This window comes from Labrys sp. HAY1-8F (genome assembly GCF_056754975.1).
Window position 1 is genome coordinate 542,122 of sequence record NZ_JBPGWZ010000002.1, and the last position, 13,362, is coordinate 555,483.

The window sequence follows — 13,362 nt, forward strand, 5'->3', positions numbered from 1 at the left end:
ATGCACGCCTCTCCCGTCAGGCAATTTGCCCATCGTTTATGTCTCGCTGCCGGCCTTGCTCTATCGGCGTGTTTCCTGGCCGGCTCTGCGGGTGCGAGTGACGATCAAATCAGGCTGACCCCGTCGATGGTGGAGAAATTCATCGCAGCCCGTGGTGAATTGACGGTCCTTGCTGCCGATCTTGCCAAGAAGTATGGCGACCGTTCCGACACGCCCGGCGATGATCCGGTCGCTTCCCTGCCCGCGTTCCAGGATATCGCCGAAGCCAAGACGCGCATCGACGCCATCTTGGCCAAATATGAATTCAAGGATCTCGACACGCTCGATGTCGTTACCAATTCGGTGATGCTCGCCTATCAGGCCGACGTCCCCGACAACAACGGCACGGCCGACAACGCCCCGAACGATCCCGAAGCCGACAAGGCCAAGGCCAGGGCCGAGATCGAGGCGGATCAGAGCCTCACCCCCGAAAAGAAGAGGGAAGCGTTGCAGCAACTCGACGAGCAATTTGCTTCGCTGCAAGCCTTGACGCCGCTTCCCGGCAATGCCGAAGTGGTGAAACCCTTCCTCGACAAACTCAAACCGATAGCCGAAGCCAATTGATTGTGCGGTCGACGACCTGCGGATTTGTAAATGAACCACGACAGCTATTCTGACGATTATATCGGCGACATCCTGCGCAAGGTTCACAGCATCGCCATGGTCGGCGCCTCGGCCAATGAGGTCAGGCCGAGCTATTTCGTGCTGAAATATCTCAAGCTGCGCGGCTATCAGATGTTCCCGATCAACCCGGGCCTCGCTGGCAAGACCATCCTGGACCTGCCGGTTTACGCCAGCCTGTCGACCCTGCCCGGTCCCGTGGACATGGTCGACATCTTCCGCAATTCCGAGGCAGCCGGTGCGGTCGTCGACGAAGTTCTCGCTCTGCCTGTCCTGCCCAAGGTGATCTGGATGCAACTGACCGTGCGCAATGATGCCGCAGCCGCGAAAGCCGAAGCCGCCGGCATCGAGGTGGTGATGAACCGCTGCCCCAAGATCGAATATGGCCGGCTTTCCGGCGAGATCGGCTGGGCCGGTGTCAATTCCGGAGCGATTTCCTCCAAACGCGCCACCCGCGATCCGCGTGGCTTCCAGCGCCTCGGCCTGCGCCGGTAGGCTGTTGATACTGCCTGTCATTGCGAGCACAGCGAAGCAATCCGGAGCCCTCCTGCAAAAACTGGATTGCTTCGCTGCGCTCGCAATGACACCAATTCACCAACGCCGTGTCATTGCGGCCAAATATCCTGCAAGAACATCCAAGGAGGATCATGATGTCGGCTGAGCAACAACCAGGGTTTTCAACGCTTGCGGTGCACGCGGGCGCACAGCCCGATCCGACCACCGGCGCCCGCGCCACCCCGATCTATCAGACGACATCCTTCGTCTTCGACGATGTCGACCATGCTGCCTCGCTCTTTGGGTTGCAGGCCTTCGGCAACATCTATTCGCGTATCACCAATCCCACGAATGCCGTGCTGGAAGAGCGCGTCGCCGCGCTGGAAGGCGGCACTGCCGCCCTCGCGGTCGCCTCCGGGCACGCCGCCCAGATGCTGGTATTCCACACCTTGCTGCAGCCGGGCGACGAGTTCATCGCCTCCAACAAGCTCTATGGCGGCTCGATCAACCAGTTCAACCATTCCTTCCGCTCGTTCGATTGGAACGTGCGCTGGGCCGATGCCAACGATCCCTCCAGCTTCGCCACCGCGGTGACGCCCAAGACCAAAGCGATCTTCATCGAATCCATCGCCAATCCTGGGGGCATCATCACCGATATCGCCGCGATCGCGGCCATTGCCAAGAAGGCCGGCGTCCCCCTGATCGTCGACAACACGCTCGCCTCGCCCTATCTCACCCGTCCGATCGACTTCGGCGCCGACATCGTGGTGCATTCGGCCACCAAATTCCTGGGTGGACACGGCAATTCGATCGGTGGCGTCATCGTCGACGGCGGCAAGTTCGATTGGCTGGCTTCCGGCCGCTACCCGTTCCTGTCGGCGCCGCGCCCCGAATATAACGGCATCGTCATCGGCGAGACCTTCGGCAATTTCGCCTTTGCCATCGCCACGCGCGTGCTTGGCCTGCGCGATCTCGGCCCGGCGCTGTCGCCCTTCAACGCCTTCCTGATCCTGACGGGTATCGAGACGCTGCCGCTGCGCATGCAAAAGCACTCGGACAACGCCCTGGCGGTGGCACACTATCTTGCCGAGCATCCAAGCGTGGCCTGGGTGTCCTATCCCGGCCTCGACAGCGACCGCTACAACGCCCTAGCCCGCAAATACTGCCCCAAGGGCGCCGGGGCCGTGTTCACCTTCGGACTGAAGGGTGGCAATGACGCCGGCATCCAGCTGGTGTCGAACGTCAAGCTGTTCTCGCATCTCGCCAATGTCGGCGACACGCGCTCGCTGATCATTCATCCGGCTTCCACCACCCACCGGCAATTGTCCGATGAGCAGAAGAAAGTAGCGGGCGCCGGTCCGGACGTGGTGCGCATCTCCGTGGGCATCGAGGATGTCAAGGACATCATCGCCGACCTCGATCAGGCCCTCGCGGGAAACTGAGCAGCAGATCCTGCGACCAGCCGCTGCGCGTGCACCGTCGCAGCGGTCAGGAGGAGGACACCGCCAAGCTGGTGCAGGATGCCTGCCCATAGCGGCACGACCAGCACAAGCGTGACGATACCGATGGCGGCCTGGCCAAGCGCCGCGGCCGCCACCAGCAGGGCCCGGCTCCGCGCCGGGCCGTTGCCTCCTCGAACCGCCAGCCAGGCCTGCAGCAGGGCCAGCGCCACGATAAGATAGGCCACCATGCGGTGCTGGAACTGCACGGTCAGTGAATTCTCGAAATGGTTCACCCAGGTCGGCGCCATGATGTAAAGATTGTTCAGGGCCGGGATGAAATAGCCGTCCATCAGCGGCCAGGTGTTGTAGGTAAGCCCTGCCCGCAAACCAGCTACCAGCCCGCCCATGAAGATCTGCACCAGGATGAGCGGCACCAACAGATAGGCAATCGCCTTCGCCGCACCCGGAATGGCCCCGCTGTTTCGTTCATTCCTGAGCGAGGATGCAACCCAGACGATGGCTGTGAGAATGAGACAGGCCAGGCTGAGATGCATCGCCAGGCGGTATTCCGAGACCTCGGTACGGTCGGCCAGGCCCGACTTCACCATCCACCAACCCAGCAAGCCCTGGCTGCCCCCGAGCGCCAGCAAGCCGACCAGCTTCACGGTGAGTCTTGGCGTCAGCCAGCCACGCAGCCAGAAGATCAGGAACGGCACGGCAAAGACGATGCCGATCAGGCGCCCGAGCAGGCGGTGGCTCCATTCCCACCAATAAATGAACTTGAATTCCTCCAGCGACATACCGAGGTTCAGCTTCACATATTGCGGGATCTGTTTGTATTTTTCGAATTCGGCTGCCCATTCGCCGTCCGACAGCGGTGGAATCGTTCCCTTGATCGGCTGCCATTCGGTGATCGAAAGCCCGGATTCGGTCAGGCGTGTGGCGCCGCCGACCACCACCATCGCAATCACCAACACGGCCACGATGACGAGCCAGGCTCGGACAGCGGCGAGATGGCCGCGGCTCATGCCAATGATGGCGGGATTGTCTGCGATGGCGGCCACGCGCATGCCTTTCCTGATCGACCGGCTGACAGCGTTTTGCGATCTGACGGGACCGCCAGGACGGGCAATAACGCACGAGTCAATCCAGCGGATTGGCTCGGAAACAGAGAGTTGGAGCAAATAAGCGTTCACAATTAAACGCACTTTGCTCTAAAGCGTTTTGTGATTATAGGAAATCACCTAGAATCGCAAAGACGCGTCGAAACAAAGAGTTAGGGCAAACAAGCGTTCGGTCACGAACGCGCTTTGCTCTAGGGTGCACAGATATAGAAATCGCCGGCCAGGGGCAACGCGCGCTCGCGTCGCACTCCGACGGCATGTCGGCTTACGCCGTTCCAGCTGGCGAAGAGACGCCGACCACGGAGTTCGAGATCATGGCCCAGGACTACAAGCCTCCGTCCCTGCGCAAACTGGTCGGTTCATTGGCGATGCTGGTCCTGGTGGTGGTCTACGCCCTCCTCGCCATGGCGCTGGCGGAAGGTCGTATCACCGACGCGCCAGCCTGGCTGCAGCCCATCCTCTACGCCATTCTGGGCCTTGCCTGGGTCTTCCCGGCCATGCTCATCATCAAGTGGATGGAAAAGCCCAGGGGCAAGCCCAAGGGGTAGGAGCAGCACTCTCGCGTCACCGCAATTGGGCACTGACGGCCTGCGCAAAGATATCGACGACCGGATCCAGCAGGCGAAGATGCGGTGAACGCTGCATCTGCACATCGAGAACCAAGTTGAAATCGCCTGTCTCTTCCGGCACGGCAATGCCCGCATTGGCGGTCCGTTCCAGGATCCGGCGCGGCAACAGGCTGAGGCCGAGCCCCTCTCGCACCAGGGCCAGTTGCAGGCTGGAATCCTGGACTTCCGCAACCACCTGCAGCGCCCGCCCCCGCCGAGCCATTTCGAAAGCCAGGCGTTTGCGGGCATCGCATGGTTCGGGACTGAGAATCCAGCCAGCCTCGTCTATCGAAACGCCGCCCTTCCCGGCAGCATCGGCGCTGGCGGTGATGATTGCTAGATGCTCTTTTCCGAGAATGGTCAGGCGCTCGGCGACTATCTCGGCCGAAAGCAATACGGCGGCGTCGAGAGTGCCGCGCGCAAACTGCTCGGTCAAAGGCTGGCTCCACCCGGTGGTCAAGCGCAGCATCACGCCCGGAAACCTTAACCGCAGATCGTGAATGATCGGCGCCAGGGCTCCACTGGCGATGCCGTGCGCAATGCCGAGTCGCAGCACGCCCTCCGGCTCACGCCGCCTTGCCATCCGGGTCAACTCGTCATAGGCAGCCAGGACTTTCCGACACCGCGCCAGTGCCTCGACACCCAGGGGTGCCAAAGTGGGCGGTTTCAGGCGGCGATCGAGCAATTCGAAGCCGAGGATCTGTTCGAGCCGCTGGATCTGGCGAGTGACCGCCGGCTGGGTCAGGGGCAGGCGTTCAGCCACCCGCTGGATCGAGCCTTCCTCGGCGAACAGGACGAAGGTACGCATCTCGCTCAGCATCATACATTTCCTGCATATTAATTTTTACTATTATGAATTTGAATATTATGCGCCGCATGCGCATCCTTGCCAAGCAGAGTGAGGCAAGGAGACCCAATGAAGGCAATCATCGTCGACGGCGAGCCGGGCATCGGCAATCTGCGCCTAGTCGACAGACCGATACCGGCACCGCGGCGCCAGGAAGTCGTGGTCCGAGTCCGTGCAACCGCGCTGAACTACCGCGATCTCGAAATCGTCCGAGGCAGCTACCATACGCGTTTTCCGCTTCCGCTCATCCCGATCTCCGACGGGGTCGGCGAAGTCGTCGCGATCGGCGAGGACGTCACCCGCGTGGCGGTCGGCGACCGGGTCTGCAGCACCTTCTGGCAGCGGTGGGTCGGCGGCAGCTTCGACATGGCGGAACCGAGCTATCAGCGCGGTGGTCCGCTCGACGGGCTGTTGGCGGAATACGCGGCTCTCGATGAACAGGCTGTCGTGCCCGCCCCCGCCGACCTCACCGACCTCGAAGCAGCCACCCTGCCCTGCGCCGGTGTAACGGCATGGCACGCCCTGGTCACGGTGGGACACCTCAAAGCCGGGGACACCATTCTCGTGCTCGGCACTGGTGGGGTTTCGATCTTCGCCCTGCAATTTGCCGTCAATGCCGGCGCCCGCGTGATCGTCACGTCCAGCAGCGACGAGAAGATCGAGCGCGCCAAGGCGCTGGGGGCGACGGCCGGGGTGAACTACAGGAAGCATCTGCACTGGGGCGAGGCCGTGCTCGAACTAACGGGCGGGCGCGGTGTCGACCATATCCTGGAAGTCGGCGGCCCCGAAAGCTTTGCCCAGTCGCTGAAGGCGGTGCGTCGAGGCGGCCAGATCAGCGTGATCGGCTATCTCGGTGGCACCGAGGGGGCGATCAATCCACTCGATATCTTCTGGCGCCAGGTGACGGTTCGGGGCATTCCGGTCGGTTCACGTGCCTCCTTCGAGGCCATGAATTGGGCAATCCACACTAGCAAGCTCCGACCGGTGATCGATCGCTGCTATCCCTGGACCGACATCGCCCAAGCCTTGCATCATCTCGAAGAAGGATCGCATTTCGGCAAGATCGTGCTTCGGCATTGAGGCAACGGCCGCAGCCCGCAATGATCTCAGCCCCGCTGCTCCGCCGCGGCCAGCAAGGCCGCATGCAGGCCCCTGAGGTCGCGGCGACCATCGTGGCGAACGCCGTTGATGAACAAAGTGGGCGTGGCATTCACGCCGCTGGCGATGCCGCTCTGGAAATCGAGTTCGATCCTGCCCGCATAGTGACCAGCCAGGGCAGCCTCGACGGTGTCCGTGCCGAGACCGAGCCTGCGACCGTAATTGCGCAGGGCGCGATCGTCCAGCGCGTGCTGATTGTCATAGAGAATGCGGTGGGCTTCCCAGAACCGGCCAATTTCGCTCGCGGCCTCGGCAAGCCCGGCAGCGTGCAGGGCATGGGGATGCGGTTCGATCAGTGGAAAATGCCGGAAGACATAGCGAAGCCGTTCACCCATCAGGCGTTGGACCCCGTCGATGACACCCACGGTCTCCCCGCAATAGGGGCATTCGAAATCGCCATACTCGACCAGGGTGACCGGCGCGTCGGCCAGCCCCTTCACATGGTCGTCTGCACTGATATCGCGCGAGAGTACGGCCATTACTGCTTGAGATCCGGCACGACGTCGAAGATCTGGTGCGGCATCCAGTGCTTGGACACGATGAGATAGACGCAGGTGAAAATCGTGACGGCGATGGCCGTCGTGATTCCCGCCTTCATCAACAGCATCGGCTTTTGAGGCGCCCCGGCTTCGGTGCCCGGCACCACCTCCCCGCCCTCGACCTGGCTCTTCACGCCAAGCGGCAGCACCGCGAACAGGGTCATCCACCAGATGACGAAGAAAAGGGCGATCGAGAGCACGATGGACATGGCAATGATCCAATATCGACAAGGCGAGCACGCTCACAATGGCTGCGGCGGGCTCTTCCTGGAACGCTTTGCTTTAGACGCCTGTCTTGGCGCGCGCAAGGACGCAGCCAAACCCAGACGAGCCCATTTCAGGGCCTCGTCCGGATCGTCGAGCGCGTTATCAGGCAGGCTCCAATAGGGCAATTGCACCGTCCGGTTCTTGCCTTGATAGCGAAACGGGCGGGAGCCTGCTTCCTCGAACAGAGGCTGCGTCTGCGCATCCGCCTTGATCCAGATCTGGTCAGCTCCGCCAAGGGCGAAGACCATACCATCGGAATAAAGGCCGATCCCGCCGAACAGGCGGCGGATGGACAGACGCGGCATGCCGGCGAAAAGATCGCGCAGATGCTCGTGATCCATCCGGCAAAAGCCTCAATTCGTCGCTACGAGGGCGCCGTTCGCGGCCGGTGTGATCGCCACCGACTCGCCGCAGCCACAGGCCGAGGTCTGGTTGGGATTATTGAACACGAACTGCGCCGCGAGCTTATCCGTCTTGTAGTCCATCTCGGTGCCAAGCAGGAACAGCACTGCCTTGGGATCGATCAGAACCTTGACGCCCTTGTCCTCGACCACTTCGTCGAGCGGATTGACAGCTTCAGCATATTCCATCGTGTAGGACATGCCGGCGCAACCACCATTCTTGACACCGACGCGCACGCCCTCATAGGCCTGCTCGGCATTTGCCATGATGGCCTTGATCTTCTCGGCCGCCGCATCTGTCAGCGAAACGACCTTGAACTTGGGACGGATCTTGCTCACTGGAACACTCCAACAACACCGGGTTCAAGGCCCGGCGCTCGGGTTACCGCATGAATATAAGCGCGACTCAGCGCAAATGCGAGAGGGACGGAACTGGATCCGTCACCACATATCCAGCGCAACCCGCGCTTCATCGGACATGCGTGACTGATCCCACGGCGGATCGAACACCATCTTCACCTGGACCTCGGCGACCCCCGGCACGCTCGCCACGGCATTCTCCACCCAGCCGGGCATTTCGCCCGCGACCGGACAGCCAGGCGCGGTCAGCGTCATGTCGATGCTCACCTTGCGGTCATCGGCAATCTCGACGCGGTAGATCAGGCCAAGTTCATAGATATCGGCCGGGATTTCCGGATCGTAAACGGTCTTGAGCGCCGCCACGATCGCATCGGTCAACCGATCGATCTCTTCCGGCGGCAAGGCGGTCGCCCCTGCGACCGCCGGTTCATTGGGCCGCGTCTCGGCCAGATTTCCGTCGGCCATCACTGCCTCCGTCATGCAAAAAAGCTCTGCGCCTTGATCAGCGCCTCGACCAGTGCATCTACCTCGTCGAGCGTATTGTAAAGCCCGAAGGATGCGCGACAGGTCGAGGTTACGCCATATCGCGCCAAAAGCGGCTGAGCGCAATGTGTTCCCGCGCGCACAGCAATACCATAGCGATCCAGCACGGTCGCAACGTCATGCGCGTGGGCATTCTTCAATTCGAAGGACACGATAGCGCCCTTGCCCGGCGCTTCACCGAAGATCCGGATCGAATTGAGCTTGGAAAGACGCTCCTGAGCATAATGCTGGAGCTTCTCCTCGTGAGCCCGGATGTTATCACGGCCGAGGGCCATCATGTAGTCCAGCGCCGCGCCCAGGCCGATCGCCTGCACGATCGGCGGCGTGCCGGCCTCGAAACGGTGCGGCGGCGTGGCATAGGTGATGCGGTCCTCCGTCACCTCGCCGATCATCTCGCCGCCACCATTGAAGGGGGGCATCTTCTCCAGCCATTCCTTCTTGCCGTAGAGCACGCCGATACCGGTGGGCCCATAGACCTTGTGGCCGGTAAAAGCGTAGAAATCGACGCCGAGATCCTGAACGTCGACATCGAGATGCACGGCGCCCTGGCTGCCATCGGCCAGCACCGGAATGCCGCGGGCATGGGCCAGCGCGACGATTTCCTTAAGTGGCGTCACAGTGCCGAGCACGTTCGACATATGGGTTACAGCCACCATCTTGGTGCGCGGACCCAGCAGCTTTTCAAAGGCTTCCAGATCGAAGGAACCGTCGTCCCGGATCGGCGCCCATTTCAATACGGCGCCGGCGCGCTCGCGATGGAAGTGCCACGGCACGATGTTGGAATGGTGCTCCATGATGGAAAGCACGATCTCGTCGCCCTCACCGATCTCGAGCAGGCGCCCCATGGAGGCGGCTACGAGGTTGAGCGATTCCGTTGCCGAGCGCGAGAAGATGATCTGCTCGATCGAAGGAGCGTTGAGGAACTTGCGTACGCTCTCACGACCGGCCTCGTACGCCTCGGTCGCCGCATTCGCAAGATAGTGCAAACCTCTGTGAACATTCGCATATTCATGCGTGTAAGCATGCATCATACGATCGAGCACCGCCTGAGGCTTCTGCGCGGAGGCACCATTGTCGAGATAGACCAGCGGCTTGCCGTGGACCTGCAGGGACAGGGCCGGAAAGTCGGCGCGGACCTTGGTCAGGTCATAAGGAAGTGCGGCGACGGGCTTGTTCACATTCCCATTCCTTCGCTCGGAGTGGCGGTCTCAAGCCAATTCGGCATGCCGAGATGGCGGGACCACCAACCCCATCAATCGCAATTCTGGGATGGCGGCCAGAGGCCGCCACTCCCTCAGACCCGCTTGTCGAGCCAGGCCAGCGTGAGGGCGTTGAGCCGCTCGCGCAGTTCCTCGTTCTCCACTGTCTCGATGGCCTCGCCGACGAAAGCCTGCACCAGGATGGCCTCGGCCTCCTTCTGCGGGATGCCACGGGCCTTGCAGTAGAACAGTAGATCCTCGTCGAGGGCGCCGCAGGTCGCGCCGTGGGCGCATACGACGTCGTCGGCGAAGATCTCGAGTTCCGGCTTGGCATCGGCCTCGGCCGTTTCCGACAGCAGCAGCGAGCGGCTCATCATGCGCCCGTCGGTCTTCTGTGCACCGGGGCGGACCACGATCTTGCCCTGGAACACCGAGCGAGCCTCATCATCGATCACGGCGTGGAAGAGTTCGCGGCTCTCGCCACCCAGCGCTGTATGATCCACCACCAAAGTGGTGTCGGCATGGCGGTTGCCGGCCAGCAGCGTGGCGCCCGACAGCAAGATCTTGGCGTCATCGCCTTCATAAGTGACGAAGAGCTGGTTGCGCGCCACGGCAGCCCCCGCCTCCAGCGCAAAGCTCTGCAGCAGGGCTTCCTTGCCAAGAGAGGCTAGAACCGTGGAAATATGCTGTGCTTCAAGGCTTTGCACCTGGAAGCTGATGCGTTGCAACTGCGCGCCATCGCCCAACTTCACGGCGAGGGCGGCATTGGTCTGATGGGCGACGCCCTCGGGCCCCTCGTAGCTGTCGATCAGCGTCAGCCTGGCGCCGGCTCCCAGAGCCACGAGGGAACGGGTGAAGGTCGCCTGCGGCACCGTTCCGGTGTGACGGGTTTCGATCGCAACGGGCAAGCCGATCTCGATACCCGCTTCGACGCTGACCACCACGCCGTCGCTCATGAAGGCGGTGTTGAGGTCGAGCACGGCGTTATTGGGCGCGCCGGCACTGAGATCGGCGACGAGTTTCTCGTCCGTCGAGGCCAGTGCCTCGGCCAGAGAAGTCACTCTCAGTCCGGCCGGCAGCGCCGCAATGTTCGACAGCGCCGGTGAAAAGGCACCATCCACCACAACCAGGCGAATGTGATCGAGCCCGGCGAGGAAATCATCGGCCTTGCCGCCCGCATTGGGCGTTCCTTGCGGACTGGTCGCGACAGGGTTCGCGTCGCGCATCAGGGTGCGCAGGTCGGTATATTTCCATTCCTCGACCCGGCGGTGCGGCAGGCCGCTTTCGCGAAAGCGGGCAATCGCCCCTTCGCGCAGGCCGCGCACGGCGCCGGCGCCAGGTAGCGCCGCGCGCAGGCCGCTGAACGCTTCGTCCAGCGCCGTTTCGGCCGAAGTCTTCACAGCAACGATATTGGCCATGGTTACGCAGCTTCCTCGTAGTCGCGATAGCCGTTGGCTTCGAGTTCGAGCGCCAGTTCCTTGCCGCCGGACTTCACGATGCGGCCCTTGGAGAGGACATGCACGCTGTCGGGAACGATGTGGTTGAGCAGGCGCTGATAATGGGTGATCACGATGAAGGAACGCTTGGGCGAACGCAGCGCGTTCACACCATCGGCCACGATGCGCAGCGCGTCGATGTCCAGGCCGGAATCGGTCTCGTCGAGCACGGCAAGGCTGGGCTGCAGCAATGCCATCTGCAGGATCTCCATGCGCTTCTTCTCACCGCCGGAGAAGCCGACATTGAAGGCACGACGCAGCATTTCCTTTGCAATCTTAAGCTCATCGGCAGCGCTGTTCACCCGTTTGATGAAGTCGGGCGTGGTGAGCTCGGCTTCGCCGCGCGCCTTACGCTGAGCGTTCAAGGCCGCCTTCAGGAAGGTCATGGTGGCGACGCCGGGAATTTCGAGCGGATACTGAAAGGCCAGGAAGACGCCGCGAGCCGCGCGCTCCTCGACCGGAATCTCGAGAATGTTCTCGCCGTCGAGCAGAATCTCACCCGCGGTTACCTCGTAATCCTCCTTGCCGGCCAGGATATAGGACAGCGTCGACTTGCCTGAGCCGTTCGGACCCATGATGGCCGCGACTTCGCCGTCTGCCACCTTGAGGCTCAGGCCCTGGATGATCGGCTTGCCGTCGATTTCGGCATGGAGGTTCTTGATTTCGAGCATCGTAAAGTTCCTAGAAATAGTAACGCCGGAGCGTGAAAAGACTGGAGCGCCGGATCAGCCGACGCTGCCTTCGAGGCTGATGGAGATGAGCTTCTGCGCTTCGACCGCGAATTCCATCGGCAGATGCTGCAGCACGTCCTTGACGAAGCCGTTGACGATCAGCGCCGTCGCCTCTTCGGCCGACAGGCCGCGCTGGAGGCAGTAGAACAGCTGGTCGTCCGAGATCTTCGAGGTGGTGGCCTCATGCTCGAACACCGCCGTCGAGTTCTTCGAACTCGATATAGGGCACGGTATGCGCCCCGCAGTGCTCGCCGATCAGCAGCGAGTCGCAATTGGTGAAGTTGCGGGCGCCGGTTGCCTTGCGATGGGCCGAGACCAGGCCGCGATAGGTGTTGTTGGAGTGGCCGGCCGAAATGCCCTTGGAGATGATCCGGCTCTTGGTGTTCTTGCCCAGATGAATCATCTTGGTGCCGCTGTCGACCTGCTGGCGGCCATTCGATACTGCGATCGAGTAGAACTCGCCCTGGGAGCCTTCGCCGCGCAGGATGCAGGACGGATATTTCCAGGTGATGGCCGAACCGGTCTCGACCTGAGTCCACGAGATCTTCGAGCGCGCGCCGCGGCAATCGCCACGCTTGGTAACGAAATTGTAGATGCCGCCTTTGCCCTCGGAGTCGCCCGGATACCAGTTCTGCACCGTGGAATATTTGATCTCGGCGTCATCGAGCGCGATCAGTTCGACCACGGCGGCATGGAGCTGGTTCTCGTCGCGACGAGGCGCCGTGCAGCCTTCGAGATAGGAAACATAGGCGCCCTTGTCGGCAATGATCAGGGTGCGCTCGAACTGGCCGGTCTTTTCCTCGTTGATACGGAAATAGGTCGACAGTTCCATCGGACAGCGCACGCCCGGCGGCACATAGACGAAGGAACCGTCCGAGAACACGGCCGAGTTGAGCGTCGCGTAGAAATTGTCGGTGGTCGGCACCACGGTACCGAGATACTTCCTCACCAGATCCGGATGCTCACGCAGCGCCTCGGAGATCGAGCAGAAGATCACGCCGGCCTTCTTCAATTCGTCCTTGAAGGTGGTGACGACGGAAACCGAGTCGAATACCGCGTCGACGGCGATGCGGTTGGCCGGCGCCACGCCCTCGAGGATCTCGACTTCGCGCAGGGGAATGCCGAGCTTCTCATAGGTCTTGAGAATGGCCGGATCGATTTCGTCGAGCGAAGTCAGCGCGGCGTTCTTCTTGGGTGCTGCGTAATAATAGAGATCCTGGAAATCGATCTGCGGATATTCCACGCGCGCCCAGGTCGGCTCCTGCATGGTGATCCAGCGCCTGTAGGCGTCGAGACGCCATTCGGTCATCCAATCCGGCTCGCCCTTCTTGGCCGAGATGTAGCGCACGATCTCTTCGGACAGGCCCTTGGGTGCAAGCTCCATCTCGATGTCCGTGACGAAGCCATATTTATACTGGTCGACGTCGATCGCCCGGACCTGTTCGACGGTTTCCTGGACTGCAGGCATGTTGGTCTCCTGGTGCCGCCCGAA

15 protein-coding genes and 1 pseudogene are annotated in these 13,362 nt (G+C 61.8%); 5 read left to right on the forward strand and 11 right to left on the reverse strand.

Annotated elements, in window-relative coordinates; genetic code table 11:
- The 3 genes from ACR9ZN_RS11525 (at nucleotide 1) to ACR9ZN_RS11535 (ending at nucleotide 2,597) form a co-directional block, all read left to right on the forward strand.
- Nucleotides 1-603: a hypothetical protein gene (locus ACR9ZN_RS11525; RefSeq protein ID WP_481272281.1), complete on the forward strand. Its 603-nt coding sequence runs from the start codon at nucleotides 1-3 to the stop codon at nucleotides 601-603.
- Between the two features lie 30 nt (nucleotides 604-633).
- Complete coding sequence (locus tag ACR9ZN_RS11530) at nucleotides 634-1,155, forward strand: CoA-binding protein (RefSeq protein ID WP_481272282.1); 522 nt, start codon at nucleotides 634-636, stop codon at nucleotides 1,153-1,155.
- A 155-nt stretch (nucleotides 1,156-1,310) separates the two neighbouring features.
- Nucleotides 1,311-2,597 carry an O-acetylhomoserine aminocarboxypropyltransferase gene (locus ACR9ZN_RS11535; RefSeq protein WP_481274347.1) on the forward strand — a complete coding sequence of 429 codons (1,287 nt, stop codon included), beginning with the start codon at nucleotides 1,311-1,313 and terminating at the stop codon, nucleotides 2,595-2,597.
- Here the strand turns inward: ACR9ZN_RS11535 and ACR9ZN_RS11540 are convergent.
- The gene (locus ACR9ZN_RS11540; RefSeq protein ID WP_481272283.1) at nucleotides 2,576-3,667 is read right to left on the reverse strand and encodes a COX15/CtaA family protein; all 1,092 of its coding nucleotides are present in this window, start codon (nucleotides 3,665-3,667) and stop codon (nucleotides 2,576-2,578) included. The two genes, ACR9ZN_RS11535 and ACR9ZN_RS11540, sit on opposite strands and share 22 nt — an antisense overlap.
- 311 nt (nucleotides 3,668-3,978) lie before the next feature.
- Between ACR9ZN_RS11540 and ACR9ZN_RS11545 the strand changes: the two genes are divergently transcribed.
- Nucleotides 3,979-4,269: a DUF2842 domain-containing protein gene (locus ACR9ZN_RS11545; RefSeq protein WP_481272284.1), complete on the forward strand. Its 291-nt coding sequence runs from the start codon at nucleotides 3,979-3,981 to the stop codon at nucleotides 4,267-4,269.
- Between the two features lie 16 nt (nucleotides 4,270-4,285).
- On the opposite strand, the gene ACR9ZN_RS11550 is transcribed toward ACR9ZN_RS11545, so the two are convergent.
- Nucleotides 4,286-5,152, reverse strand: coding sequence for a LysR family transcriptional regulator (locus ACR9ZN_RS11550; RefSeq protein WP_481272285.1), 867 nt, complete (start codon nucleotides 5,150-5,152; stop codon nucleotides 4,286-4,288).
- A 93-nt stretch (nucleotides 5,153-5,245) separates the two neighbouring features.
- On the opposite strand from ACR9ZN_RS11550, the gene ACR9ZN_RS11555 reads away from it, so the two are divergent.
- Nucleotides 5,246-6,256 (forward strand): zinc-dependent alcohol dehydrogenase family protein, encoded by a 1,011-nt coding sequence (locus tag ACR9ZN_RS11555; protein ID WP_481272286.1) that lies wholly within the window; start codon nucleotides 5,246-5,248, stop codon nucleotides 6,254-6,256.
- 26 nt (nucleotides 6,257-6,282) lie between these two features.
- On the opposite strand, the gene ACR9ZN_RS11560 is transcribed toward ACR9ZN_RS11555, so the two are convergent.
- The 9 genes and pseudogenes from ACR9ZN_RS11560 to sufB all read right to left on the reverse strand — a co-directional run bounded on the left by ACR9ZN_RS11560 (nucleotide 6,283) and on the right by sufB (nucleotide 13,338).
- Nucleotides 6,283-6,813, reverse strand: coding sequence for a DsbA family protein (locus ACR9ZN_RS11560; RefSeq protein WP_481272287.1), 531 nt, complete (start codon nucleotides 6,811-6,813; stop codon nucleotides 6,283-6,285).
- Nucleotides 6,813-7,082 carry a DUF1467 family protein gene (locus ACR9ZN_RS11565; protein ID WP_434956606.1) on the reverse strand — a complete coding sequence of 90 codons (270 nt, stop codon included), beginning with the start codon at nucleotides 7,080-7,082 and terminating at the stop codon, nucleotides 6,813-6,815. Before ACR9ZN_RS11565 ends, ACR9ZN_RS11560 begins: the two co-directional genes overlap by 1 nt.
- Before the next feature lie 33 nt (nucleotides 7,083-7,115).
- Nucleotides 7,116-7,481: a TfoX/Sxy family protein gene (locus ACR9ZN_RS11570; protein ID WP_434956607.1), complete on the reverse strand. Its 366-nt coding sequence runs from the start codon at nucleotides 7,479-7,481 to the stop codon at nucleotides 7,116-7,118.
- A gap of 12 nt (nucleotides 7,482-7,493) precedes the next feature.
- Nucleotides 7,494-7,871 carry a HesB/IscA family protein gene (locus ACR9ZN_RS11575; protein WP_481274348.1) on the reverse strand — a complete coding sequence of 126 codons (378 nt, stop codon included), beginning with the start codon at nucleotides 7,869-7,871 and terminating at the stop codon, nucleotides 7,494-7,496.
- 111 nt (nucleotides 7,872-7,982) lie between these two features.
- The gene (locus ACR9ZN_RS11580) at nucleotides 7,983-8,366 is read right to left on the reverse strand and encodes an SUF system Fe-S cluster assembly protein (protein ID WP_434956608.1); all 384 of its coding nucleotides are present in this window, start codon (nucleotides 8,364-8,366) and stop codon (nucleotides 7,983-7,985) included.
- 11 nt (nucleotides 8,367-8,377) lie between these two features.
- Nucleotides 8,378-9,622, reverse strand: a complete 1,245-nt coding sequence (locus ACR9ZN_RS11585) for a cysteine desulfurase (RefSeq protein WP_454814080.1) — start codon at nucleotides 9,620-9,622, stop codon at nucleotides 8,378-8,380.
- Nucleotides 9,623-9,738: 116 nt separating this feature from the next.
- Nucleotides 9,739-11,061, reverse strand: a complete 1,323-nt coding sequence (gene sufD, locus ACR9ZN_RS11590; RefSeq protein WP_481272288.1) for a Fe-S cluster assembly protein SufD — start codon at nucleotides 11,059-11,061, stop codon at nucleotides 9,739-9,741.
- 2 nt (nucleotides 11,062-11,063) lie between these two features.
- Nucleotides 11,064-11,810 (reverse strand): Fe-S cluster assembly ATPase SufC, encoded by a 747-nt coding sequence (gene sufC, locus ACR9ZN_RS11595; protein ID WP_454814082.1) that lies wholly within the window; start codon nucleotides 11,808-11,810, stop codon nucleotides 11,064-11,066.
- Between the two features lie 54 nt (nucleotides 11,811-11,864).
- Nucleotides 11,865-13,338: pseudogene (gene sufB, locus ACR9ZN_RS11600) on the reverse strand (Fe-S cluster assembly protein SufB).
- Nucleotides 13,339-13,362 lie beyond the last annotated feature (24 nt).

Excerpts from the sequence above, each read along its gene's own strand:
- ACR9ZN_RS11525 (WP_481272281.1), top strand. The coding sequence starts at position 1 with ATGCACGCCTCTCCCGTCAGGCAATTTGCCCATCGTTTATGTCTCGCT.
- ACR9ZN_RS11530 (WP_481272282.1), top strand. The coding sequence starts at position 634 with ATGAACCACGACAGCTATTCTGACGATTATATCGGCGACATCCTGCGC.
- ACR9ZN_RS11535 (WP_481274347.1), top strand. The coding sequence starts at position 1,311 with ATGTCGGCTGAGCAACAACCAGGGTTTTCAACGCTTGCGGTGCACGCG.
- ACR9ZN_RS11540 (WP_481272283.1), bottom strand. The coding sequence starts at position 3,667 with ATGCGCGTGGCCGCCATCGCAGACAATCCCGCCATCATTGGCATGAGC.
- ACR9ZN_RS11545 (WP_481272284.1), top strand. The coding sequence starts at position 3,979 with ATGTCGGCTTACGCCGTTCCAGCTGGCGAAGAGACGCCGACCACGGAG.
- ACR9ZN_RS11550 (WP_481272285.1), bottom strand. The coding sequence starts at position 5,152 with ATGATGCTGAGCGAGATGCGTACCTTCGTCCTGTTCGCCGAGGAAGGC.
- ACR9ZN_RS11555 (WP_481272286.1), top strand. The coding sequence starts at position 5,246 with ATGAAGGCAATCATCGTCGACGGCGAGCCGGGCATCGGCAATCTGCGC.
- ACR9ZN_RS11560 (WP_481272287.1), bottom strand. The coding sequence starts at position 6,813 with ATGGCCGTACTCTCGCGCGATATCAGTGCAGACGACCATGTGAAGGGG.
- ACR9ZN_RS11565 (WP_434956606.1), bottom strand. The coding sequence starts at position 7,082 with ATGTCCATCGTGCTCTCGATCGCCCTTTTCTTCGTCATCTGGTGGATG.
- ACR9ZN_RS11570 (WP_434956607.1), bottom strand. The coding sequence starts at position 7,481 with ATGGATCACGAGCATCTGCGCGATCTTTTCGCCGGCATGCCGCGTCTG.
- ACR9ZN_RS11580 (WP_434956608.1), bottom strand. The coding sequence starts at position 8,366 with ATGGCCGACGGAAATCTGGCCGAGACGCGGCCCAATGAACCGGCGGTC.
- sufD (WP_481272288.1), bottom strand. The coding sequence starts at position 11,061 with ATGGCCAATATCGTTGCTGTGAAGACTTCGGCCGAAACGGCGCTGGAC.
- sufC (WP_454814082.1), bottom strand. The coding sequence starts at position 11,810 with ATGCTCGAAATCAAGAACCTCCATGCCGAAATCGACGGCAAGCCGATC.